Here is a 21,342-nt window from a genome sequence, read left to right as displayed (position 1 = left end):
CCTTGTCTTTAACGGTCGCGGCGCGAGCGGTTGCCCCAGCCCTTGCGCTCGAAGAAGCGTTCCAGCGCGAAGTAGAGCGTCGGCAGGATGAACAGCGTCAGCAGCGTGGACACCACGAGCCCGCCGACCACCACCGTCGCCAGCCCGCGTTGCACGTCGGTGCCGACACCGGTGGCCAGTGCCGCCGGCAGCATGCCGATGGAAGCGACGGTCGCCGTCATCAGCACCGGCCGCAGCCGCTCGGCCGCGCCTTCGAGCACAGAGGCCTGCAGCTCCAGCCCTTCGCCGCGCACGCGCCGGAAGTTGGCGACCATGATGATCCCGTTCTGTATCGACACCCCGAACAGCGCGATGAAGCCCACCGCCGTGGCCACGTTGAGCGTTTCGCCCGCCACGTGCACCGCGATCAGCCCGCCCAGCATGGCCATCGGCACCACGCCCAGGATCAGCACCACCTGCCGGATCTTGCCGAACTGGAAGAACAGCAGCACCGCCATGATTGCCACCACGACCGCGAGCGATACCGCCAGGCGCGCCTGCGCCCGCTGCTGGTTCTCGAACTGGCCAGCCCATTGCAGCCGGAATTTGGTGGCGTCGAACTTGATCTCCTTGCCGATGCGCTCCTGCGCTTCGACCAGGTACGAGGCCAGGTCGCGGTCGCGGTTGTCCACGCGCACGGTGATCTGGCGCTCGTTCATCTCGTGCGAGATGGTGCTTTCGCCGGTCTGCAGCCGGATGTCGGCCACCTGCGACAGCGGCACCTTGGCGCCGCTGGAGCTGTTGAGCAGCAGCGCGCCAATGGCTTCGGTGTTGCCCTTGGCGCTCTTGGGCAGCTTCACCGACACGTTGTAGGTGCGGTTGCCGGCGTACACGGTGATCACCGGCGCGCCGCCGATGCCGGTCTGGATCAGGTTGGCCACGTCGTTCGCATTCACGCCGAAACGCGCCGCCGCCTCGCGGTTGAGCTGGATCACCACCTGCGGAATCGGCGGCTCCTGGAACAGCGAAGCCGAGGCCGTGCCGCGCACCGTGCCCAGCAGCTCGACGATCTGGTTGCCGATGCGCCGGCTTTCCTTCAGGTCGTCGCCATAGATGCGCAGCACCAGCGGGCTGTGCGCGCCGCCCACCGCGTCGTTCACGCCGTCGATGATCGGCTGGCTGATGCCCACGTCGAAGCCCGGCATCTTCGCGAAGCGCTCGGTCAGCGTGCGCACGAAGGCCGCCTTGTTCACACCGGCGGGCCACTCGCCGTAGGGCTTCAGCCCCACCGGCACTTCCATGTGCGAGGGCGTCCACGGGTCGGTGCCGTCGTCGTTGCGCCCGAGCTGGGTCACCACGTAGGACACCTCGGGGTATTCGAGCAGCACGTGGCGCATCTCGGTCGCCATCTCGCTGGCCTTGTCGAGCGACAAGCCCGAAGGCAATTGCACCTGCAGCCAGAGTGCGCCTTCGTCGATGTCGGGCAAAAACTCGCGCCCGGCGGTCGCGCCCAGCACCAGCACGGCCGCCAGCGCCAGCGCGCTCAGACCATAGGCAATGGCGGGCACGTTCAGCAGGTGGCTCAGCACGCGCCGGTAGGCACCGGTAAGCCACACCAGCGGCTTGTTCACGAAGGGCTTGCTCGGCTTGCGCAGCGCGATGTAGGCCAGGCTGGGAATGAGCGTCAGCGCGCACAGCAGCGCACCGACCAGCGCATAGCCCACGGTGAAGGCCATCGGCTTGAACAGCTTGCCTTCCGCGCGCTCGAAGGCGAACAGCGGAAAGTAGGCCGTGATGATGATCAGCGTGGCAAAGAAGATCGGCCCCGACACATGGCTCACGGTCTCGAGGATGTTGCCCTCGGTCAGCGTGGCGTTGGGTTCTTCCTCGCGCCGCCGCAGGATGGCTTCCATCACCACGATGGCGCCGTCCACGATGATGCCGAAGTCGATCGCGCCCAGCGAGAACAGGTTGGCCGGCATGCGGGTGAAGTGCATCACGATGAACACCGTGACCAGCGACATCGGAATCGCCACCGCCGCCACTACCGCGCTGCGCGGGCTGCCCAGGAAAAGAATGAGCACGAAGCACACCAGCGCCATGCCTTCCAGCACCGTGTGCGTGACCTTGTCGACCGTGAGCTTCACCAGGTCGTCGCGGTCGATGTAGGGCACGATCTTCACGCCCATGGGCGCGAGCTGCGCCTGCAGTTCGTCGATCTTCTTGTGCACGCCTTCGAGCACGCGCGAGGGGTTCTCGTACTTGAGCATCAGCACGATGCCCTCGATGGTGTCGGGGTTCGTGTCCTTGCCCAGGATGCCGCCGCGCTCCTGGTGGCCGAACTGCAGCCGGCCCAGGTCGCGCACCAGCACCGGCGAGCCGCTGCTCTGCGTGACCACCACCGTGCCCAGGTCGTCCAGCGTGTGGATCTGGCCGATGCCGCGCACCACGTAGCTCTGGTCGCCGCGCGCGATGCGCCCGCCGCCCGCGTTGGCGCTGTTGTTGTTGATGGCCGTGACCACGTCGTTCAGCACCAGCCCGTACTTCTGCATGCGGGCCGGATCGAGTTCGAGCTGGAACTCCTTGGTGAAGCCGCCGAAGTTGTTGATGTCCACCACGCCCGCGACCTGCTTGAGCGCGGGAATCACCTTCCAGCGCTGGATCTCCGACAGCTCCATCAGGTTCTTGGTGTCCGACTCCAGCGTGTAGCGGTAGATTTCGCCGGCCGGCCCCGCGACCGGCCCCAGGCCCGGCTGCGCGCCCAAAGGCAGGCTGACCTGGCCGATGCGCTCGGTCACGCGCTGGCGCGCGAAGTAGTCGTCGGTGCCGTCCTTGAAGCTCAGGTTGATGAGCGACAGCCCGAAAGTGCTGCTCGAACGGATCGAGGCCAGCCCCGGCGTGTTGCTCAGCGCGCGCTCCAGCGGCGTGGTGATCTGCTGCTCGATCTCTTCGGCGGCCAGGCCGTTGACCTGCGTCGTGACCTGCACCGTCACGTCGCCCAGGTCGGGGTAGGCCTCGACCGTCATCTGGGTCCACGACCAGGCGCCGAACAGCACCAGCGCGATCGACATCGCCCAGGCCAGGTGCCTGCGGCGAAAGAACTGGGTGATGATTAGATTAATCATTCAGCAGCACACCGCCACGCACCACCACGCGCTCGCCTGCGGCCAGGCCGCTGCGGATGCGGACCCGGTCGCCGTCTTCGCGGCCCAGCTCGACCATGCGCCGCACGAAGGTCCACGGCGCGGCCTCGACGAACACGCTCACGCTGTCGTTGTTCATCAGCAGCGCCGAGGCCGGCACCTGCGGCTGCTCGGCCTGCGGCACGCCGAGCACGGCCGTCGCATACATGTTGGGCTTGAACAGGCCCTCAGGGTTGGCAAAGACGATGCGCGCGCGGGCGCGGCGCGTGTCCGCATCGAGCACCGCGCTCACGAAGCCGACCTTGCCGGTGAAGCTGCGGCCCGGGTAGGCGGCCAGCGTGACCACCGCGTTCTGCCCCGGCGCCACCGCGCCCACCACGCTCTCGGGCACGTTGACCGTGACCCAGACCGATTCGAGGTTCGACACCGTCATCAGCACCGCATTGGGGTCGTTCAGGTTGGCGCCCACGGCCCCGTTCAGGGCGGTGATCGTGCCCGAGGTCGGGGCGATGATCTTCAGCGACTGCCCGGCCTGCGCACCGGCGCCATCGGCGCCAAGGCTGCGCAGCCGCGTCTCGGTGCGGCGCAGTTCGGCGGTCTGTTGCGCAACGCTGCTCTGGGCGGCTTCCACGTCCTTGGTCGCGTTGGAGCCCGTCTCGTTGACGCCGCGTGCCCGCACCAGCGCGCGCTGCGCCAGGTCGAGCGCGTCGCGCGCCTTCTGCGCGTCGGCCACGGCCTGCGCAAGGTCGGGCGAGGTGATCGTGGCCAGCACCTGGCCGCGCTTGACTGTGTCGCCCAGGCGCACCTTCAGCTCGATCAGCTTGCCCGTCAGCGGCGGCAGGATGTTGACGGTGTTGGCCGGGTTGGCTTCCACCGTGGCGGGCAGGCTCACGTCGTGCGGCGTGGCTTCGGTCCCGACCGTGGCGACCAGCAGGCGGTCGCGCAGCGGCGAGCCAGCGGGAATGGTCAGGCGGTTGCCCTGGCGCACCACCATCGGCGCGGGCGTGGCGGCCGCGACCGTGGCGGCATGGGCGCCGTCGCCGAAGGAGTCGACGCACAGCGCCGCGCAGGTCAGCACGCCGAAGACCACGCGGGCCGGTGTCATCTGGTAGAGGGATTTTTTCATCGCATGCGGCATCCGTTGGAGCCGGACGCGCCGCGCACGGAATGCCTTCCCATGCCCTTGACCCGCCCCGTCGCCCCGGATCGAGAATACGAAGACACGACTGAAGAACGTCCCAAGAAATCCTGAAGTTTTCTTCAGGATCTTCAGAATCGCGGGCCTGCCGTCAGGAAGGGGCGGCATCATCCACCTTCATGAGAATTCTGCTGATCGAAGACGACCGCAAGGCCGCGCGCCTGCTGGCCCGGGGCCTGCAGGAAGAAGGCTTTGTCGTCGACGTCGTGCACACGGCGGAGGAGGGCGACGAGGAAGCCTTCGTCATTGCCTACGACCTGATCGTGCTCGACTGGATGCTGCCCGGCAAGGACGGCCTGACGCTGTGCCGCGACCTGCGCCAGCGCGGCTGCAAGACGCCGGTGCTGATGCTCACCGCCCGCGACGCCCTGGCCGACCGCGTGACCGGCCTGAACAGCGGCGCCGACGACTACCTGACCAAGCCCTTCGCTTTTGACGAGCTGCTGGCCCGCGTGCGCGCCTTGCTGCGCCGCTCCGAAATCATGCGGCCGGTGGTGCTGGCCGTGGCCGACCTGAGCCTGGACCCGCTCAGCCAGCGCGTGGTGCGCGGCGGCGCGGTGCTGGAATTGACCCACAAGGAATTCGCGATCCTGCAGATCCTGCTGCGGCAGGCCGGCGAAGTGGTGAGCCGTTCGCGGCTGGCCGAGCAGGTGTGGAAAGACGACCTCATCGCCATCGACAACCTGATCGACGTGCACATCGGCAACCTGCGCCGCAAGGTCGATGCGCCGCCGGCCGTGCCGCTGATCCAGACCGTGCGCGGGCGCGGCTTCAGGCTGGCGCTGGCCGACGATGGCCATGCTTAGTTTTCGCAGGCGGCTGGCGCTGGCGCATGTCAGCGTGATCGTGGTCGTGATGGCGATTGCCGCCTTCGGCTCGTACCTCGTGTTCTCGCGCAACGTGCACCGCGAACTCGACGCGGCGCTGCTGGCGCTGGCCGAAACCGAGATGGGCATGCTGCTGTCCGCCGGGGACGGCGACACGGTGATCGTGCACGAGGCGCCGCCCGGCCCCGGCGCGCCGTCGTTCGTGCGGCTCGACCGGCTGGTGCAGATCGTCGATGCCGATGGTCGCGTGCTGGCGCGCAGCGCCAACCTGGGCGAGGCGCAACTGCCCATTCCCGAGGTGCTGCGCAACCGGCTTGCTGCCGGCGAAACCGTGTTCGAGACGCTCAACGGCTTCGGCGAGGAGCCGACCCGCATGGTCTCGGTGCCCGTGCCGGGCCGGCCGTCGCTGCTGGCGGTGCAGGTGGCCGGCTCGCTGGACGATGTGAACCGCACCGTCGCGATGGCCAGCGTGCTTTTTCTTATTTTGGGCGGCGCGTTGCTTCTGGCTTTGGGCGCGGCGGGCGCCCTGATCACGCGACGGGCCTTCGGCGCCATCAACGACGTGGTGCAGCAGGCCCACCGCATCGGCGACGCGAACCTGGGCGAGCGCCTGCCGCATCCGGGCACGAACGACGAGATCGGGCGGCTGGTCGATACGCTCAACGACATGCTGGGCCGCATCGAGGACGGCATGGAGGCGCAGCGCCGCTTCACCTCCGATGCCTCGCACGAGCTGCGCTCGCCGCTGTCCCGGCTGCGCACCGAACTCGAGCTGGCTCTGCGCAGGCCGCGCGATACGGCGGCTTATGTGGAGACGCTGCATTCCTCGCTCGAAGAGGTCGAGTCGCTCACGCTGCTGGTCGAAGAGCTGCTGGTGCTGGCCCGCCTCGATGCAGGACAGGAGCGCGATGCCGCCGAGACGGTTTCGCTCAACGTGCTGGCCGAAGAGGCGGTGCGCCGGCTGGAGCCGATGGCGCGGGAGCGGCATCTGACGCTTTTGCTGGAGCCCGCGCCGCCTGTGGCCGCGCGGGTGGCACGTGGCGCGGCCAGCCTGGCGCTGGCGAATCTGCTCGACAACGCGCTGAAGTTTTCACCGCCCGACACCACGGTGCGCGTGAGCCTTCGCGCCGATGCGCAGGCGAACGAGGCGGTGATCAGCGTGTCAGATCGCGGGCCCGGTATTCGCAGCGACGATCTGCCGCATCTGTTCGAGCGCTTCTACCGGGGTGCGGTGGCGCGCTCGGACGAGAAGACGCCGGGACTCGGGCTCGGGCTGGCGTTGTCGCAGGCAGTGGTGCATGGGCACGGCGGGCGCATCGAGGCGGCGAATGAAACTGGCGGTGGTGCGCGCTTCGACATGAGGTTGCCGTTGGCGCGGTGAGCTTGCTGGCATGGCGGTTGCATCGCAAGGCCCATGAAGCATTTCATCGTCGAAATCAACTACCTCGAGCCGCTGGCGCGCATCCAGGAATCGGTGCCCGCGCACCGCGCCTATCTTCAACTGGGCTACGACGCCGGTTTGCTGTTGTGCTCCGGACCGAAGGTGCCGGCCACCGGCGGTTTTCTTCTGGCCCGTGCCGCCTCACTGGAGGCATTGCAGGCATTTTTTGCCGAAGATCCGTTCAACACCGAGAAGCTCGCCAGCTTCACGTTCAACGAGTTCCAGCCCGTGAAGCACCAGGCCTGGGCGCAGGACTGGTTCAGCGCGCCCTGAGGGATTGCCAGCCTTCAGCGAACCGTCAGTTTCGAACGGATGCCGTTGGAAGCGTTCACCAGTTGCATGTCGTCGCCGTTCTTCACCAGATAGAAGCACAGGCGCCCCCAGCCCGGAGAGTTCAGGTTCGCGCACAGGGTGTCGTCACGAATTTCCCATGTGCCGTCGGCGCTTGACTTGGCATTCTTCGCATGCACGCGCGAGGTCGAAAACGTCATTTCGACAGTGCCGAAGGTCGCCTCATCGCGCGGGTGCGGATAGCTCCAGGTCTTGCTGACGATCATCGGCGCATCGAGATGCTGTTTTCCTGCGACGGCAGGCGCCGATGCTGCGGCCGATGCCACGGCCGTGCTGGCCGGTTTCTTGTAGGAGGCCAGGGCGAGGCGGCCGCGTTCAGGCAGATCGAAGATCCACTGGGCCGGTCGGGCGAAATTGAGGTTCTGGGCAGGGGCGTTGCCGGCAGTCGCCGAGAGGCCCGAGGTGGTGATTCCCACCAGCCGGCCCTGTTCGTCGAACAAGCCGCCCCCGCTCGATCCGGGCGAGATGGGCGCCGAGATCTGGATGTTCTCGACGGCGCCATCCCGGCCTCGGCGCAGTGCGGAAACAAGGCCGTCGCTCATCGTCTGTTCGAGGCCGAACGGCGTGCCGATGGTGTAGATTTTTTGCCCGACCCTCACCGTGTCTAGCGGTGCAATCTGCACGGCCGGTGCGCTGAAGTTCGCCACCTTGATCGAGCACAGGTCGCGCTCGGTGTCCGGAAACTCCAACTCGGCCTGGAAACTCACGTTCTCGTGTTTCACCTGGATCGCTGCCGCTTTCGCAAGCACGTGGCAGTTGGTGACGAGTCGCCCCGGCTCGATCACCACGCCGCTCCCTGTGCCCAGGGGCTTGCCCTGGGCGTCGAGCGGGCGCACGACCCAGACAGACGGGGAGATGCGCCTGAACAGTTCTTCGGCAGGCATTGCGCGGGCAAGCACCGGCAGGAGGGCCAGGGCCGCCAGGCCGAGCGCGGCCCGGTATCGCGGGAAGTTCTTCATGGGGCTGCGTCGCTGCATCTGCATGGCATTCGATCTATGGATGAATCAGGCCGTCGAGGTCCTTCATCTGGACCGGTTCCTGTCGCTTCGCCGACGCGGACCCTGCCGCTTCGGGAAGCGGCGTGGCCACGGTGCGTTCGATCAAGTCTTGTCTGGAGGGCGCGCCGCTGCGGCCCTGGCTGGCAACGTAGGGCTTCAGGATGTCGAGGACGGCACTGGCACGCAGCGCATAGGTTGCGCCGGCTTCGCTCGCGTTGCGGAACATCTTGATCGTCGCGCTCGCATGCCAGCTCGTGATGGTGCCGCCACCTCCCGCATAGCTCGGGATGTACACGGAACGAGTGCTCCCACCGCTGCTGCCGCCACCGCCCTTGAGCAGGTCCGGAGGCGTCGGCGGGTCGCCTTGCGCTGCTTCGAGCGTCATGAGGGTCAAGCCGTTCCCGGTGGGCTGGGTCGCAGCCTTGTCGGGCGCGAGCGTGAACAGCTCGTAGCCTTTTTGCCGGGTCAGTTCGGCGCAACGGTAGATCCAGTAGCGCCAGACCATGTCGCCGGACGTCTTGCCGTTGCCGTGGAATGCCACGACGTAGGTGTCGTCGGCCACGCGCGTCTCCACGTACCCACCGGTCAGGCCTCGCGGCCCATACGGTGTGGTGCCGCAAGCCACCAGAGCGCCCAGCGCCAGGACGGACAAGATCGCACATCGGAACGCGCGGCGCGTGATTCCTCCCCCCATGGCGTGGTCTCCCTTGTTGTCGATTGGATGCAGCTCACGCAGCCCTCATGACGATGGACCGCAGGCCCCAGCGGGACCGGTTCAACGTATGAAAATATGACGCGCGCCCTTACGGGAAGCTGACCCACACCCCGCCATGCGCCACGGGCGGCGCGGGCAGCCGCCTACATCGACGCTTCGAGCATCGCCCTGTAGTCGTCGCGCGAGGCAAGACGCGGATTGGTCTTGTGGCAGTGGTCGGCCATGGCGCCGTCGATGATCTGCTCGAACAGCGCGGGCGTGACGCCGACTTCGGCCAGGCCCTTGGGCAGGCCCAGGCGGGCATTCATGTCGCGGATCGCGTCGCCCAGGTCGCCGGCCGAGTCGAGGTGCATGGCCTGTGCCATGCGCTGCAGGCGCTGTTCTTTCTGCACCGATTCCGCTCCTGCGTTGAAGTGGATCACCGCAGGCAGGAAGAGGGCGTTGAGCGTGCCGTGGTGCAGGCGTGGATCGACGCCACCGAGGCTGTGGCTCAGCGAATGCACGCAGCCCAGGCCTTTCTGGAAAGCCATGGCGCCCTGCATCGACGCGCTCATGAGGTTCAGGCGCGCCTCGCGGTCGCTGCCATCCTTGGTCGCGCGTTCGATGTGGCCCCAGGCGCGCTCCAGGCCGTCGAGGCCGATGCCGTCGGCGGGCGGATTGAAGGCGGCCGACATGAAGGTTTCCATGCAGTGCGCGATGGCGTCCATGCCGGTCGCGGCCGTGAGCCGGGGCGGCAGGCCGAGCGTGAGTTCGGGGTCGCAGATGGCGGCCTTGGGCATCAGAAACCAGCTATGAAAACCGAGCTTGCGGTGGTCGTCGACGATGACGATGGCGCCGCGTGCCACTTCGCTGCCGGTGCCGCTGGTGGTGGGCACTGCGATCAGCGGCACCGCGCGTTCGGTGATTCGTGGCGAGCCGCCTTCGATGGTGGCGTAGGTCTTGAGCGGGCCTTCATGCGTGGCCGCGATGGCCACGCCCTTGGCGCAATCGATGGCGGAGCCGCCGCCCACGGCGATCAGCCCGTCGCAGCGGCCGCTGCGGTACAGCTCGACGGCGGCGCGCACAGCCGCTTCGGTCGGGTTGGAGGGGGTTTGGTCGAACACCGAGACTTCGAGATCGGCAATGGCATCGAGCGCCTTTTGCAGCACGCCGGCCGCGCGCACGCCGGCGTCGGTCACGATCAGCGGGCGGTTGATGCCGATGCGCGCGCATTCGCTCGACAGGAGCTTGATGGCGCCGAATTCGAACTGGATCTGGGTGAGGTATTGGATGAGGGCCATGAGGTGGGGGTGCCTGGGGCAGTACGATTGCTGACCACCCAAATCTAACAAGCAGGGGCAGTCTTGCACATGAACAAAACCCTTGCCGCTGTCGCGCCCGGCACACCGTGGGACGCAATGGCGCAGATGCACTTTCAGTTCTCATGACGACGAATCCTCCAACGACACCGGCACAGCCGCCGCTCACCGCGAAGATGGCCAGCGTGGTCGAGCGCATGGCGCGCGCCGGCCATCCCACGCTCGACCAGCTCACGCCCGACGAGGCCAAGGCCTCGTACGAAAAAGGCGCGGGCGTGCTTGAAGTGCCCAAGCCCGAGCTGGCGCGCATCGAAGACTTCAGCATCGCCGCGCGCGACGGCTTCGCGATACCTGCGCGGCTCTATGCGCCGTCGTCGGACGTGCTGCCGGTGCTCATCTACTTTCATGGCGGCGGCTTCACGGTCGGCAACATCCGCACGCATGACACGCTGTGCCGCGTGCTGAGCCACAAGAGCGGCTGCGCGGTGGTGTCGGTCGACTATCGGCTGGCGCCCGCGTTCAAATTTCCGACGGCGTCGAACGATGCGTGGGACGCCTTCCAGTTCATCGCGAAGGAGGGCGCAAGCCTCGGCCTCGATTCGAGTCGTCTGGCGGTGGGCGGCGACAGCGCCGGCGGCACGTTGGCCGCCGTGTGCGCCATCCTCGCGCGCGATGCCGGCCTGCCGCTCGCGCTGCAGATGCTGATCTACCCCGGCACCACCGCGCACCAGGACACGGCCTCTCACCTTCGCCACGCCAACGGCCCGCTGTTGACGAAGGCCATGATCGATTTCTTCTTCGCCCAGTACGTGCGCACGCCGGCCGACCGCGACGACTGGCGATTCGCGCCGCTGCTGGCCGACGACGTCGATGGCGTCGCGCCCGCCTGGATCGGCCTGGCCGAATGCGATGCGGTGGTGGACGAAGGCATCGCGTATGCCGACAAGCTGCGCACTGCCGGCGTGCAGGTCGACCTCGAAATCTACCGTGGCGTGATCCACGAATTCATCAAGATGGGCCGCGCAATCCCCGAGGCGCTGCAGGCGCAGAACGACGCGGCCCTGGCTCTGAAGGAAGCATTGAACCCATGACCGACACCACACCTCAACGCAAGGACTTCCGTTTCTTCCATCGCCTGCGCGTGCGCTGGGCCGAAGTCGACATGCAGAAGATCGTCTTCAACGCGCACTACCTGATGTACTTCGACACGGCCATCTCGGACTACTGGCGCGCGATGGCGCTGCCGTACGAAGAGGCGATGCACTCGCTGGGCGGTGACTTGTACGTGCGCAAGGCGACCATCGACTTTCGCGGGTCGGCGCGCATGGACGATGTGATCGACGTGGGCATGCGGTGTGCGCGCATCGGCAATTCGTCGATGACGTTCGAGGGCGGGCTGTTCCGGCAAGACCAGTTCCTGGTCGGCTGCGAGCTGGTCTATGTGTTTGCCGACCCGACCACGCAGACTTCCAAGCCCGTGCCGGCCGCCTTGCGTGATGCGCTCATGGGCTTCGAGGCCGGCGAGCCAATGCGTACCGTCGAGACGGGAAGCTGGGACACGCTGGGCGAAGGCGCGGGCGCCTTGCGGCGCGCAGTGTTTATCGAAGAGCAGAACATTCCCGAACCGATGGAGTGGGACGCACACGATGCGGTCGTGCTGCATGCGGTGGCCCGCAACCGGCTCGGGCAGGTCATCGCCACGGGGCGGCTGCTGGCCGCTGAAGACGGTGTCTCGCACATCGGCCGCGTGGCGGTGCACCGCAACCTGCGCAGCGGCGGGCATGGCGCCGCCGTGATGAAGGTACTGGAAGAAGCGGCCCGGGCACGCGGCGACCGCGAGGTGGCGCTGAATGCGCAGCGCAGCGCCGAGCGCTTCTATGCGCGGCTGGGCTATGCGCCGCACGGCGACGGCTTCGAGGAAGCCGGCATCCCGCACATCGAGATGCGCCGCGCGCTGCGCTGAGCTAAGCCCGCATCTTCTTTTCTTCTTCAGTAGCGGCGGGGTGGGTCCGGCACGTAGCCGGGGTCCGAGCCGGGGAAGGGCGACGGGTTGGCAGGACGTGTCCAGCGCGGCGGGGGCGCGGGCGGGATCACACCGGCGGCGATGAGGTTCTCGCGGCTGTCGTAGCGGATGCGGACCACATCGTCGGGCGTCGACTGTGCGCGCTCGAAGGTGGTCTTGCCGACATACGAGTTCTCGCGGCGGCCATGGGCCGTGCCCAGGCTCGGGCTGGGCGCCTGCTGGCGCGCCAATTCGCCCGCGGGCGCTTCGGCGGCGGCCGAACGCTCGGCGGCGCTGGACTTGGCGCGCGCATCGGCCATCGATGAAGGCTCACGCTGCTCGCGATCGGGGCCATAGTCGCCGCGGCGCGAGTAGGGCGCGATCTGCGGCGGTGGCGGCTCGGGCCGGCGCTCGCGGAACATCGCGACACCGATCACGCCGACGTCATCGGGGCGGCCCGTGCGGCTGGCGTAGGAGTTGCCGGCCGATGCGAACTGGAAGGCCGCGATCTGCGAATCGCTCTTGCGCCAGCCCGTGATGTCGCTGCGCTCGCGCCCGCCGAAGACATAACCGTTCTGCCCGACGCCTGCGGTTTCGCCGGTGACGATGTTCACGCCGTCCACCGACATCACGGCCATGACGCGTTCGTCGACCACGTTGCGGGCCCGGATCGCGTAGCGCGCGCCGGGGCGGCCAGCCACCCAGTACTCGCCGCGATGGAGGTAGATCGGCAGCTCGGCGCCGCTGCTGCGGTCGACCACGCTGATCTGCATCAGCATGCCGATGGAGACCGAGGGCGACTGCGGAATGTAGGGCCGGGCCGGGCTGTCCGCGGCGGCCGACAACGCAGTGAGTGCCAGGACGGTGGAAAAGAGTCTGCGCTTCATGGAGGTCTTCCTTGCCAGGAGTTGATCGATGCAGGCTTCTACGGGGCAGCGACGCGGGCGGGGTTAAACGACGCGCAAAAAAAATGGCGCCATCTTTTTTGGATGGCGCCACGTGGTCGTTTGGAGGCGTTGCTGTTCAGGGCGACGCTCCCGCCGACACGGTGCTCTTTTTCGCGAATGTCCCCCGCTTCGCTCCTCCTTTATTTCGCGAAAAAGAGCCCCGCATCGACGTGAGCGTTGGACAGAGCGCTGGTTGATCAGCGATTCACCAGCCGCGTGCCCTAGTGCGAATGACGCCGGGTGCTCCCCGCAGCGAAATAAAGGAGGAGGGGCGCGTAGCGCCCCGGGGGACATTCGCGGAGGGGAGCACCCGGTGTCATTCGCACTCGCCCTGAATGAACCCGAATCCCGCCCCGGTCACGTGTCAGCGTGGCGAAAAACTCAGATGTCTTCGAGCAACGCGTAGGGCAGCGGCTCAACTGTGAGCGATGCGCCATCGGCCGCACCAGCACGCAGGCCACCGGCTTCGAGCGCCGCGATCTGTATGGAGATCAGCGCGGCCCAGCCGCCATCAGGAGCGGGCGCCGATTGCGCGACGGTGCCCACGGGCTGCTCGGCGTCATTGGCGGCAAAGACTTCCTGGCCGGCGGACAGCGCCGCATCGGCCTGCACGAGATAGGTGCGGCGCTTGAGCGTGCCGCGAAACTGGCTGCGCGCCACGATCTCCTGGCCGGGGTAGCAGCCCTTTTTGAAGTTGACGCCACCCACCGACTCGTAATTGATCATCTGCGGCACGAAAGCCTCGATGACCGGCGTGGTCAGCGTGACGATGCCGCTGCGCACCTCGCTCCACTGCCACAAGGCCAGGTCGATCGCCGGGCCGACAGGCGCTGCATGGCCGGCCGGAGAGATCCAGAGCGCGCGCGGCACGCCGTCTGCCGGGTACAGCGACACCGCGCTGATGTCGTCGCCGATGGCCGTGCGCTTGCCCGGCGGCGTGGCGGCATCAAGACCGTTGGCTGTCAGTGCGGTGCCTGCAAGGCCATGCAATGCGAACTGTTCGGTGGCGTCGGTCAGCTTGACCTTGGCGCGCAGCACATACATCGACAGGCGCTTGAGCGTGGCGGCGAGGATGTCGCGGCTGCACACCAGCAGGATCAGCTCGGGCTGCGGCCGGATGCCGATGAAGCTCGCGATGACCCGGCCCTTGGCCGTGCACAGCGCGGCCAATCGCGCCTCGGTGGCGCCGAGCAGGGAGAAGTCCTGTGTGAGCTGGCCGTGCAGGAAGCTGGCGGCATCGGGGCCTTCGGCGCGGATCACGCCGAGGTGGGAGAGGGCGGTCACCCCATTGAGAACGACTGTGGTCATCGCTGAATTATCATGGCCGGGCCTGTTCCTTCGGGGCGGCAGGGGCTCCCTCCTTGTTGCCCGCAGGGCCGCCGTTTTTTCTGTCCCCGGACGCTCTTTCTTTTCTCCCGTTTCCCCCAACTTCCTATCGGACTCGTGCGCAGCTTTTTCCTCACGCTTTTCCTGCTCGCCGCCCTTGTCGCGCTCGCGCTTGGCGGTGGTGGCCTCTGGTGGGTGCACCAGCCCCTGAAGCTGTCGGCGCCCAGCGTCGATCTGTCGGTCGAACCCGGCACCACGCCGCGCGGCATTGCGCAGGCAGTGGCCGATGCGGGTGTCGACGTGCAGCCGCAATTGCTCTACCTGTGGTTCCGCGTGTCGGGGCAAGACCGCCAGATGCGCGCGGGCAGCTACGAACTGGAACGCGGCGTCACACCCAAGCTGCTGCTCAACATCCTGGTGCGCGGCGAAGAGGCCACGCGCAGTCTGGTGCTGGTCGAGGGCTGGAACATCCGCCAGGTGCGCGCCGCGCTCGCCAAGGCCGACCAGCTCAAGCCCGAGAGCGTGGGCCTGACCGACGAAGCCCTGATGGCCAAGCTCGGCAAGCCGGGCGTGCATCCCGAAGGGCGCTTCTTCCCGGACACCTACACCTACTCCAAAGGCTCGACCGACATCGTCCTGCTGCAGCGCGCGATGCGGGCCATGGACAAGAAGCTCGAAGCCGCCTGGGCAGCCCGGGCCGCCGATTTGCCGATCAAGACGGCCGATGAGGCGCTTATTCTGGCCAGCATTGTCGAAAAGGAGACAGGCAAGGCCAATGACCGTGCGGAAATCGCTGCCGTGTTCGCCAATCGCCTGCGCATCGGCATGCCGCTGCAGACCGACCCGACCGTGATCTACGGCATGGGCACGGCCTTCGACGGCAACCTGCGCAAGAAAGACCTGCAGACCGACACCCCCTGGAACACCTACACGCGCGGCGGGCTGCCGCCCACGCCGATCTCCATGCCCGGCAAGGCCGCGCTGCTGGCGGCGGTGCAGCCGGCGCAGAGCAAGTCGCTGTATTTCGTGTCGCGCGGTGATGGCACCAGCCAGTTCAGCAGCTCGCTCGACGACCACAATCGTGCGGTCAACCGCTACCAGCGCGGTGGCGGCGACTCCAAACCCAAGGCAAACCAATGAGTGACAACGGCCTGTTTCTGACGCTGGAAGGCATCGACGGCGCGGGCAAGTCGAGCCACCTCGATGCGCTCGAAGCGCTGTTCAGGGCGCAGGGCCGCGAGGTCGTGCGCACGCGCGAACCGGGCGGCACGCCGCTGGCCGAAACGCTGCGCGGGCTGATCCTCGAGGAGGCGATGGACCCGCTGACCGAATCGCTGCTGGTGTTCGCCGCGCGGCGCGACCACATCGTGCAGGTCATCGAGCCGGCACTGGCGCGCGGCGACGTGGTGCTGTGCGACCGTTTTACCGATGCCACCTTTGCCTACCAGGGCGCGGGGCGCGGCTTCGACGAAGCCGTGCTGTCGACGCTGGAGCAATGGGCGCAGGCGGGCAGGGCGTCGCTGCCCGCGTCGGAATTGCTGCAGCCGCAGATCACCTTGTGGTTCGACCTTGCGCCGGAAATCGCGGCGCAGCGGCTGGCCGGCGCACGCGTGCCCGACAAGTTCGAGGCGCAGCCGGTCGAGTTCTTCCGCCGCGTGGCGCAGGGCTATGCGGCGCGCGCGGCCGCCGATGCGCAGCGCTTTGTGCGCATCGACGCCAGCCAGGCGCGTGACCAGGTCTGGCAGCAGGTCGAAACCGCGCTGGTGGCGCGCGGCATGCTGGCGCCGTTGGGCGGAGCGGCCCGATGAGTATTCCGGCACTTTCTCCCTGGCTGCACCAGCCGCTGGCGGAACTGCTGCGCCAGCGCGGCCATGCCTGGCTGCTGCAAGGTCCGTCGGGCATCGGCCAATACGAACTCGCTCTGGCGCTCGCCGCCGCGTGGCTGTGCGAGCAGCCGGCGGAAGAGGGCGGTGCCGCTTGCGGCCATTGCCCGAGCTGCCACGCCATCGAGGTCCGCACCCATGCCGACCTGTGCGTGCTGATGCCTGAAGTCGCGATGGGCGAACTCGGCTGGCCGCTCGACGAGAAGGCCCAGGCCGACATCGACGACAAGAAACGCAAGGCCAGCCGCGAGATCCGCGTCGAGGCGATGCGCGACGCGGTCGGCTTTGCCCAGCGCACCAGTGCGCGCGGCCGAGGCAAGGTGGTGCTGGTGTATCCGGCCGAGCGCATGAACAACATCACCGCGAACGCGCTGCTCAAGACGCTGGAAGAGCCGGTCGGCGACGTGCGTTTCGTGCTGGCCAGCGAGGCCGCCTGGCAATTGCTGCCGACCATTCGCAGCCGCTGCCTGGGTTTCACGCTGCCGTGGCCCGAGACCGCCGAGGCCGAAGCGTGGCTCGTGGCGCAAGACGTGCCCGCTGCGGATGCGACCGCTCTGTTGCGCGCCGCCGGTGGCCGCCCCAGCGATGCCTTGCGGCTGGCACGTTCGGGCCAGTCGCCCAAGGCCTGGTCCTTGCTGCCGAAGGCCATGACGCGTGGCGACGTGGGCGCGCTGGCTGATCACGCGCCGGCGCAGGCTGTCGGTGCGCTGCAAAAGCTCTGCCATGACCTGATGGCCGTCGGCAACGGTGCCGATCCCCGTTTTTTCGATGCCGCGGATCTGCCTGCGGCGCCGTCACGGCTTGCGCTGGCGCGCTGGTCGAAGTCGCTCGCGAATGCCGCGAGGACCGCGGAACACCCGTTCAATGCGGGCCTCATGCTGGAAGCGCTTGTGAGCGAAGCGCGAAGCACCCTAAACTCAGCCGCTCGTCGCCCGTCATGAACCAACCTGTCGCCCCTGCTGCATCCGCCCCCACGCCCGCCCGGCCGAGCGTCATCCAGCTCGCCATCAAGGAAAAAGGCGCGCTGTACGCGGCTTACATCCCGTTGTTTGCCGAGGGTGGCATCTTCATTCCGACCTCGCGCGAGTACCGCCTGGGTGACGACGTGTACGTGCTGCTGACGCTGCCTGAAGACCCGCAGCGTTACCCGGTGGCCGGCAAGGTCGCCTGGATCACGCCGGCACGTGCCGCAGGCAACCGGGCGCCCGGCGTGGGCATCCGTTTTCCGTCCGACGAAAAGTCGCGCCAGCTCAAGGCGCGCATCGAGACTGCGTTGGGTGGCTCCATGGCCTCCGACCGCCCGACCCAGACCATTTGAGTTCTCTGCCGTCTTCGTGACGCGGAACTCCGTACACGGCGCGGCCTCCCATAGGCGTGCGCGCCGCGCACCACACCATTTCCGATGTTCACCGACTCCCATTGCCACCTGACCTTTCCCGAGTTCGCGGACCAGATGCCGCAGATCCGCGCCGCCATGGCCGCCGCGCAGGTCGACCGGGCCCTTTGCATCTGCACCAAGCTCGAAGAATTCGATGACGTGCAGGCCCTGGCCGCCAGCTACGACAACTTCTGGGCCAGCGTGGGCGTGCACCCTGACAACGAAGACATCGCCGAACCCAGCGTCGAAGACCTGCTGCGGCTGTCGGCCCGGCCCCGCGTGGTCGCCATCGGCGAAACCGGTCTCGACTACTACCAGATGGAAGAGCGCAAGGGCGGCCGCAGCATCGCGGACATGGAATGGCAGCGCGATCGCTTCCGCGTCCACATCCGCGCGGCGCAGCAGACGCGCAAGCCGCTCATCATCCACACCCGCGAGGCGTCGGCCGACACGTTGGCGATCCTGAAAGAGGAGGGCGAGGACGGCGCCGGCAACGCAGCAGGCGGCGTGTTCCATTGCTTCACCGAAACCGCCGAGGTCGCGCGTGCGGCGCTCGACCTGGGTTTCTACATTTCGTTCTCGGGCATCCTGACCTTCAAGAAGGCTCAGGACCTGCGCGACGTGGCCGCTTTTGTGCCGCTCGACCGCATGCTGATCGAGACGGACAGCCCCTACCTGGCGCCTGTGCCGTACCGTGGCAAGACCAACAATCCGTCGTACGTGCCCTTCGTGGCGCGTCAGATTGCCGAGCTGCGAAAAGTCCCCGTAGAGGACATCGCCAAGGCAACGAGCGACAACTTCGAAACTTTGTTCAGGGACGTCAAATCATGAAGAACTACTTCAAGAAGTCAATTTATCTTGTTGTCATTGCTGCATCTTTTGCAGCGCACGCAGGCTCGTTCGAGGATTTCTTCCGCGCCGTGCGTGGCGACAACGGCAGCGGCGTGCGCAGCCTGCTCAAGCGCGGCTTCGATCCGAATACGCGTGACGAACATGGCCAGACCGGCTTGCTCATCGCGCTGCGGGAGCCGTCGCCGAAGGCCATCCAGGCGTTGCTGGAGTCGCCACAGACCGATGTTGACCTGGCCGACGCCAAGGACGAAACCCCGCTGATGCTGGCCGCCATCAAAGGCCAGCAGGACCTGGTCGCCCAACTGCTGAAGCGCGATGCCGCCGTCAACAAGACGGGCTGGACGCCGCTGCATTACGCGGCCACCAGTGGCCAACTGGCCATCATGAAGGTGCTGCTCGAGAACTTCGCCTTCATCGACGCGCAATCGCCCAACGGCACCACGCCGCTGATGATGGCCGCGATGTACGGATCGAGCGATGCCGTGAAGCTGCTGCTGGACGAAGGCGCGGACATCACGATGAAGAACCAGCTCGGCATGACCGCTGTCGACTTCGCGAACAAGGCGAATCGGCCGGATGCCGCTGCAATGATCACGGCCGCGGCTACGGCAAGAGCCAATGCGCCCAAGGCCGTGCCGAAGGACGGCAAGTGGTGAGTTTTGCCGACTCGATCACTGGAGATTTGCCTGCGCGTTGAGCGCTGAATTCATCGCCCCGACGCGTCCGGCGAGACGCGAGAAAAGGGCGTCTTTGCACTCGTGCGAGACTCTGCAGAGAAGGAGAAGCAGAGATGAATACGTTTCTATTCATGGTCTTTTTGCTGGTTGCCGGACTGCTTGTGTTCGCAGTGGTCGCCAGGAAAAGATCGGCGCAAAACAGCAGCGGTGGCTTTGTCGACAGGCCCAAGGCCCGACCGCCGCTCACGGCGCGCGAGCAAGCCATGTACAACCGGTTGGTGCAAACGCTGCCTGACTTGGTGGTGCTTCCACAGGTCAGCTTCGGCGCGTTGCTCACGGCCCGCACACGTGCGGCACGCAGCACGTTCAGCCGCAAGATTGCTGACTTTGTCGTGTGCGACCGGGCATTCAAGGTCGTGGCTGTGATCGAACTTGGAGACAAGAAAAGCCGGACAGGTACGTCGCAGCGGGATGCGGAACGCGATGCGTTGCTGACGGAGGCTGGATACCGCGTGCTGCGATATCAACGGGTTCCAGACATTGGTCGCGTCGAGGCCGATTTCGATCCTTCGTTGGCTTCGGTGAGTCCTTTGGGGTGATGGCGAATGGGAGGCTGGGATCTCGCTCGGCCTATCCATTTGGATAACACAATGTGCATTATGTAAAATCAAATCCCCACTTGCATTGCTTGGGCGCTTGTGACGTGGCTGCGCGGATGACTGCGCACCCTGCCCTCAAGCGCACGGCTTCAAGCGCTCTCGTGCTGAAAGTGAGCAGACAGCAGGTGCAATAGAACTCGCTAAATTCGGACGCTAAAGTTAAGAACCTGCCGAAGCGGCGGCCGCTTATGAACTTCGACGCTCTTTCCGCGCATTTTCAGGAGTGGATACTGAACTTTCTCGTGAATTCTCGTCAGCAGGTTTTGAGCTTTCCCTATTTTTCTCTCTGAAATGCCTAGCGGCTTCCTGTGCTACCTCCGCAAGCACTGGATCCTTGGACAGAAATATGTGCGTTCGCTCTTGAGCTGCATACCAAGCCTTAACGACTGTGACTTTTTTCCACTCGGCCTCGATCGCCTTCCAAGACTCTCCCTGCGCTCTTTGCTCCAACGATTTCCATTCCGCTTCCGTGCGCGTACTCAGCCCCTGAATGGCAGCGAGCAGCGGTTCCCAGGCTCCACGTTCAGCCCGCAACCCCTCGAGGATTGCAGCCATGTCGAGTTTCAAGGTGTTCTTGAGCGCGGCAAAGGTTACTTGAATATCCTTCTGAACGGCCGTCATCCTTTCGAGCGTCCGCTCGAGCGCATCCCGTTGCGCGTTCAGAGCCATATCTTCCGCCGCTTGCTTGAATAGCATGCTCGAACGCGACATCCATTCTTGTAGGTGGAGCCGTACCTGTTCGACGCTTCCCCCCCTAGCCTCCTCCGGATCTCCATAGTTGTCGGTACAAGCCCCTCGGCAAGCATCGAAACGGCGCAGGCTGCCACTTGCTCGCGCATCAATTCAATTTTCTCTTGGTCAGTAAGTTCGGCCTGGCTCATTGTTGACCTCTCGCAGCAACTCGACCGCCGACTGGCGTGCAGATGGTGACTCTCACCATCCGACGACGCGGGAGCCTTGGATTGAACACTTTCAGCGCTTGACTTCATACGCGCTCAGACGATTCATACCATCAAGACTTTTTGGTGTCCTAACAATAAGTCGAGAGTGTTGCAGACCACCAATTCCAACTAACGCCCCCTCCTCTTGTTATGTAGGATTGATTGAGCATGAAAGGGGTCAGCGCTTTGCGCTTTGGTTTATTGGCGCGTATGTCGATTCAGAACGGAGGCAGTTATGAACGCTCGAGTGCAGCCACGTCGTCGCGGTGTCACAGAACAGGAAGTGTGGGATGCGGCGGACCGATTGCTGCGCAACCAGGAGAGGCCGACCACTGAACGGGTTCGAGTCGAATTGGGCACAGGCTCACCGAATACCGTTCAACCAATGTTAAACAGGTGGTACGCGAACCTGGGAAAGCGCTTGCGGCTGCCTGGCGAGCCGGACACCGACACCGACATCGACACCCTTCCTGCGGCGATGGTCGAAGCGATGTATCGAGTCTCTGTGTCGTTTCAGCAGTTATGGGCAGCGGCGACAGAGGTCGCCATACGAGCCAACCTTGATGCCAATCGCTCGGTGGTCGACGCTCAGGTCGTCGCAAGTGAAGCGTGTTAGCGCCAGTGCAATCGTGATCAGCGGTGCCAATCGAACATTGACCAGGGGCTGGAGCTGGTTCCGCTAGGAGCCAACTGTGAATAACTATAGGTTGGATGCCTCGGTGGGTCC

At 66.0% G+C, this 21,342-nt stretch carries 21 protein-coding genes; 13 read left to right on the top strand and 8 right to left on the bottom strand.

Annotation, left to right across the window (positions count from 1 at the left end; all coding sequences use genetic code 11):
* Positions 1-8: 8 nt before the first annotated feature.
* Together ACSFB7_RS00105 and ACSFB7_RS00100 are read right to left on the bottom strand one after the other, a co-directional pair.
* Complete coding sequence (locus tag ACSFB7_RS00105; RefSeq protein ID WP_435465897.1) at positions 9-3,104, bottom strand: efflux RND transporter permease subunit; 3,096 nt, start codon at positions 3,102-3,104, stop codon at positions 9-11.
* Complete coding sequence (locus ACSFB7_RS00100) at positions 3,097-4,248, bottom strand: efflux RND transporter periplasmic adaptor subunit (RefSeq protein ID WP_435465895.1); 1,152 nt, start codon at positions 4,246-4,248, stop codon at positions 3,097-3,099. The genes ACSFB7_RS00105 and ACSFB7_RS00100 overlap by 8 nt, the downstream gene beginning before the upstream one ends.
* A 191-nt stretch (positions 4,249-4,439) precedes the next feature.
* Between ACSFB7_RS00100 and ACSFB7_RS00095 the strand changes: the two genes are divergently transcribed.
* From ACSFB7_RS00095 to ACSFB7_RS00085, 3 genes are read left to right on the top strand one after another with little or no spacing between them, the layout of a single operon-like run.
* Positions 4,440-5,126: a response regulator transcription factor gene (locus tag ACSFB7_RS00095; protein WP_435465893.1), complete on the top strand. Its 687-nt coding sequence runs from the start codon at positions 4,440-4,442 to the stop codon at positions 5,124-5,126.
* Positions 5,119-6,528: a sensor histidine kinase gene (locus ACSFB7_RS00090; protein WP_435468030.1), complete on the top strand. Its 1,410-nt coding sequence runs from the start codon at positions 5,119-5,121 to the stop codon at positions 6,526-6,528. The genes ACSFB7_RS00095 and ACSFB7_RS00090 overlap by 8 nt, the downstream gene beginning before the upstream one ends.
* 33 nt (positions 6,529-6,561) lie before the next feature.
* The gene (locus ACSFB7_RS00085; protein WP_435465891.1) at positions 6,562-6,861 is read left to right on the top strand and encodes a YciI family protein; all 300 of its coding nucleotides are present in this window, start codon (positions 6,562-6,564) and stop codon (positions 6,859-6,861) included.
* A 14-nt stretch (positions 6,862-6,875) separates the two neighbouring features.
* Here the strand turns inward: ACSFB7_RS00085 and ACSFB7_RS00080 are convergent, their stop codons facing one another.
* The 3 genes from ACSFB7_RS00080 to ACSFB7_RS00070 form a co-directional block, all read right to left on the bottom strand.
* On the bottom strand, positions 6,876-7,922 hold the full coding sequence (locus tag ACSFB7_RS00080) for a S1C family serine protease (protein ID WP_435465889.1): 1,047 nt from the start codon (positions 7,920-7,922) through the stop codon (positions 6,876-6,878).
* A 10-nt stretch (positions 7,923-7,932) separates the two neighbouring features.
* Positions 7,933-8,631, bottom strand: a complete 699-nt coding sequence (locus ACSFB7_RS00075) for a CC0125/CC1285 family lipoprotein (RefSeq protein WP_435465887.1) — start codon at positions 8,629-8,631, stop codon at positions 7,933-7,935.
* A gap of 164 nt (positions 8,632-8,795) precedes the next feature.
* Positions 8,796-9,932: an iron-containing alcohol dehydrogenase gene (locus ACSFB7_RS00070; protein WP_093240065.1), complete on the bottom strand. Its 1,137-nt coding sequence runs from the start codon at positions 9,930-9,932 to the stop codon at positions 8,796-8,798.
* Positions 9,933-10,075: 143 nt separating this feature from the next.
* On the opposite strand from ACSFB7_RS00070, the gene ACSFB7_RS00065 reads away from it, so the two are divergent.
* Together ACSFB7_RS00065 and ACSFB7_RS00060 are read left to right on the top strand one after the other, a co-directional pair.
* On the top strand, positions 10,076-11,041 hold the full coding sequence (locus tag ACSFB7_RS00065) for an alpha/beta hydrolase (RefSeq protein WP_435465884.1): 966 nt from the start codon (positions 10,076-10,078) through the stop codon (positions 11,039-11,041).
* Positions 11,038-11,913, top strand: coding sequence for a YbgC/FadM family acyl-CoA thioesterase (locus ACSFB7_RS00060; RefSeq protein ID WP_435465883.1), 876 nt, complete (start codon positions 11,038-11,040; stop codon positions 11,911-11,913). The genes ACSFB7_RS00065 and ACSFB7_RS00060 overlap by 4 nt, the downstream gene beginning before the upstream one ends.
* A gap of 26 nt (positions 11,914-11,939) precedes the next feature.
* Here ACSFB7_RS00060 and ACSFB7_RS00055 read toward each other — a convergent pair whose 3' ends face one another.
* Together ACSFB7_RS00055 and ygfZ are read right to left on the bottom strand one after the other, a co-directional pair.
* Positions 11,940-12,839: a hypothetical protein gene (locus tag ACSFB7_RS00055; RefSeq protein ID WP_435465881.1), complete on the bottom strand. Its 900-nt coding sequence runs from the start codon at positions 12,837-12,839 to the stop codon at positions 11,940-11,942.
* 441 nt (positions 12,840-13,280) lie between these two features.
* Complete coding sequence (ygfZ, locus tag ACSFB7_RS00050) at positions 13,281-14,207, bottom strand: CAF17-like 4Fe-4S cluster assembly/insertion protein YgfZ (protein ID WP_435465879.1); 927 nt, start codon at positions 14,205-14,207, stop codon at positions 13,281-13,283.
* 135 nt (positions 14,208-14,342) lie between these two features.
* On the opposite strand from ygfZ, the gene mltG reads away from it, so the two are divergent.
* The 7 genes from mltG (at position 14,343) to ACSFB7_RS00015 (ending at position 19,614) form a co-directional block, all read left to right on the top strand.
* The gene (gene mltG / locus ACSFB7_RS00045; RefSeq protein WP_435465877.1) at positions 14,343-15,365 is read left to right on the top strand and encodes an endolytic transglycosylase MltG; all 1,023 of its coding nucleotides are present in this window, start codon (positions 14,343-14,345) and stop codon (positions 15,363-15,365) included.
* On the top strand, positions 15,362-16,033 hold the full coding sequence (tmk, locus tag ACSFB7_RS00040; protein WP_435465875.1) for a dTMP kinase: 672 nt from the start codon (positions 15,362-15,364) through the stop codon (positions 16,031-16,033). Before mltG ends, tmk begins: the two co-directional genes overlap by 4 nt.
* Positions 16,030-17,049 (top strand): DNA polymerase III subunit delta', encoded by a 1,020-nt coding sequence (locus ACSFB7_RS00035; protein ID WP_435465873.1) that lies wholly within the window; start codon positions 16,030-16,032, stop codon positions 17,047-17,049. The genes tmk and ACSFB7_RS00035 overlap by 4 nt, the downstream gene beginning before the upstream one ends.
* Positions 17,046-17,426 (top strand): PilZ domain-containing protein, encoded by a 381-nt coding sequence (locus ACSFB7_RS00030; RefSeq protein WP_093240048.1) that lies wholly within the window; start codon positions 17,046-17,048, stop codon positions 17,424-17,426. The genes ACSFB7_RS00035 and ACSFB7_RS00030 overlap by 4 nt, the downstream gene beginning before the upstream one ends.
* A gap of 84 nt (positions 17,427-17,510) precedes the next feature.
* Entirely contained in the window at positions 17,511-18,317 is an 807-nt protein-coding gene (locus tag ACSFB7_RS00025) for a TatD family hydrolase (protein WP_435465870.1), read from the top strand.
* A complete protein-coding gene (locus ACSFB7_RS00020; RefSeq protein WP_435465869.1) occupies positions 18,314-18,994 on the top strand; it encodes an ankyrin repeat domain-containing protein in 681 nt (226 codons plus the stop codon). Before ACSFB7_RS00025 ends, ACSFB7_RS00020 begins: the two co-directional genes overlap by 4 nt.
* 134 nt (positions 18,995-19,128) lie before the next feature.
* Positions 19,129-19,614, top strand: coding sequence for a DUF2726 domain-containing protein (locus tag ACSFB7_RS00015; RefSeq protein ID WP_435465867.1), 486 nt, complete (start codon positions 19,129-19,131; stop codon positions 19,612-19,614).
* Between the two features lie 246 nt (positions 19,615-19,860).
* On the opposite strand, the gene ACSFB7_RS00010 is transcribed toward ACSFB7_RS00015, so the two are convergent.
* On the bottom strand, positions 19,861-20,370 hold the full coding sequence (locus tag ACSFB7_RS00010) for a hypothetical protein (protein ID WP_435465865.1): 510 nt from the start codon (positions 20,368-20,370) through the stop codon (positions 19,861-19,863).
* Between the two features lie 480 nt (positions 20,371-20,850).
* Between ACSFB7_RS00010 and ACSFB7_RS00005 the strand changes: the two genes are divergently transcribed.
* The gene (locus ACSFB7_RS00005; RefSeq protein ID WP_435465863.1) at positions 20,851-21,231 is read left to right on the top strand and encodes a DNA-binding protein; all 381 of its coding nucleotides are present in this window, start codon (positions 20,851-20,853) and stop codon (positions 21,229-21,231) included.
* Positions 21,232-21,342: the final 111 nt, after the last annotated feature.

Origin of the sequence: Variovorax raffinosi, from assembly GCF_051216615.1 — a bacterium.
Classification (GTDB): domain Bacteria; phylum Pseudomonadota; class Gammaproteobacteria; order Burkholderiales; family Burkholderiaceae_C; genus Variovorax.
The sequence above is the reverse complement of the archived record's forward strand: the minus strand, read 5'-3'. Positions and strand labels throughout refer to the sequence as shown.

Bases quoted from the DNA above. Each gene is read 5' to 3' on its own strand.
- ACSFB7_RS00070 (WP_093240065.1), bottom strand. From the start codon at position 9,932: ATGGCCCTCATCCAATACCTCACCCAGATCCAGTTCGAATTCGGCGCC.
- ACSFB7_RS00020 (WP_435465869.1), top strand. From the start codon at position 18,314: ATGAAGAACTACTTCAAGAAGTCAATTTATCTTGTTGTCATTGCTGCA.
- ygfZ (WP_435465879.1), bottom strand. From the start codon at position 14,207: ATGACCACAGTCGTTCTCAATGGGGTGACCGCCCTCTCCCACCTCGGC.
- ACSFB7_RS00055 (WP_435465881.1), bottom strand. From the start codon at position 12,839: ATGAAGCGCAGACTCTTTTCCACCGTCCTGGCACTCACTGCGTTGTCG.
- ACSFB7_RS00005 (WP_435465863.1), top strand. From the start codon at position 20,851: ATGAACGCTCGAGTGCAGCCACGTCGTCGCGGTGTCACAGAACAGGAA.
- ACSFB7_RS00010 (WP_435465865.1), bottom strand. From the start codon at position 20,370: ATGCTATTCAAGCAAGCGGCGGAAGATATGGCTCTGAACGCGCAACGG.
- ACSFB7_RS00100 (WP_435465895.1), bottom strand. From the start codon at position 4,248: ATGAAAAAATCCCTCTACCAGATGACACCGGCCCGCGTGGTCTTCGGC.
- ACSFB7_RS00065 (WP_435465884.1), top strand. From the start codon at position 10,076: ATGACGACGAATCCTCCAACGACACCGGCACAGCCGCCGCTCACCGCG.
- ACSFB7_RS00030 (WP_093240048.1), top strand. From the start codon at position 17,046: ATGAACCAACCTGTCGCCCCTGCTGCATCCGCCCCCACGCCCGCCCGG.
- ACSFB7_RS00105 (WP_435465897.1), bottom strand. From the start codon at position 3,104: ATGATTAATCTAATCATCACCCAGTTCTTTCGCCGCAGGCACCTGGCC.
- ACSFB7_RS00080 (WP_435465889.1), bottom strand. From the start codon at position 7,922: ATGCAGATGCAGCGACGCAGCCCCATGAAGAACTTCCCGCGATACCGG.
- ACSFB7_RS00085 (WP_435465891.1), top strand. From the start codon at position 6,562: ATGAAGCATTTCATCGTCGAAATCAACTACCTCGAGCCGCTGGCGCGC.
- ACSFB7_RS00025 (WP_435465870.1), top strand. From the start codon at position 17,511: ATGTTCACCGACTCCCATTGCCACCTGACCTTTCCCGAGTTCGCGGAC.
- ACSFB7_RS00060 (WP_435465883.1), top strand. From the start codon at position 11,038: ATGACCGACACCACACCTCAACGCAAGGACTTCCGTTTCTTCCATCGC.
- ACSFB7_RS00095 (WP_435465893.1), top strand. From the start codon at position 4,440: ATGAGAATTCTGCTGATCGAAGACGACCGCAAGGCCGCGCGCCTGCTG.
- ACSFB7_RS00035 (WP_435465873.1), top strand. From the start codon at position 16,030: ATGAGTATTCCGGCACTTTCTCCCTGGCTGCACCAGCCGCTGGCGGAA.
- ACSFB7_RS00075 (WP_435465887.1), bottom strand. From the start codon at position 8,631: ATGGGGGGAGGAATCACGCGCCGCGCGTTCCGATGTGCGATCTTGTCC.
- tmk (WP_435465875.1), top strand. From the start codon at position 15,362: ATGAGTGACAACGGCCTGTTTCTGACGCTGGAAGGCATCGACGGCGCG.
- ACSFB7_RS00090 (WP_435468030.1), top strand. From the start codon at position 5,119: ATGCTTAGTTTTCGCAGGCGGCTGGCGCTGGCGCATGTCAGCGTGATC.
- ACSFB7_RS00015 (WP_435465867.1), top strand. From the start codon at position 19,129: ATGAATACGTTTCTATTCATGGTCTTTTTGCTGGTTGCCGGACTGCTT.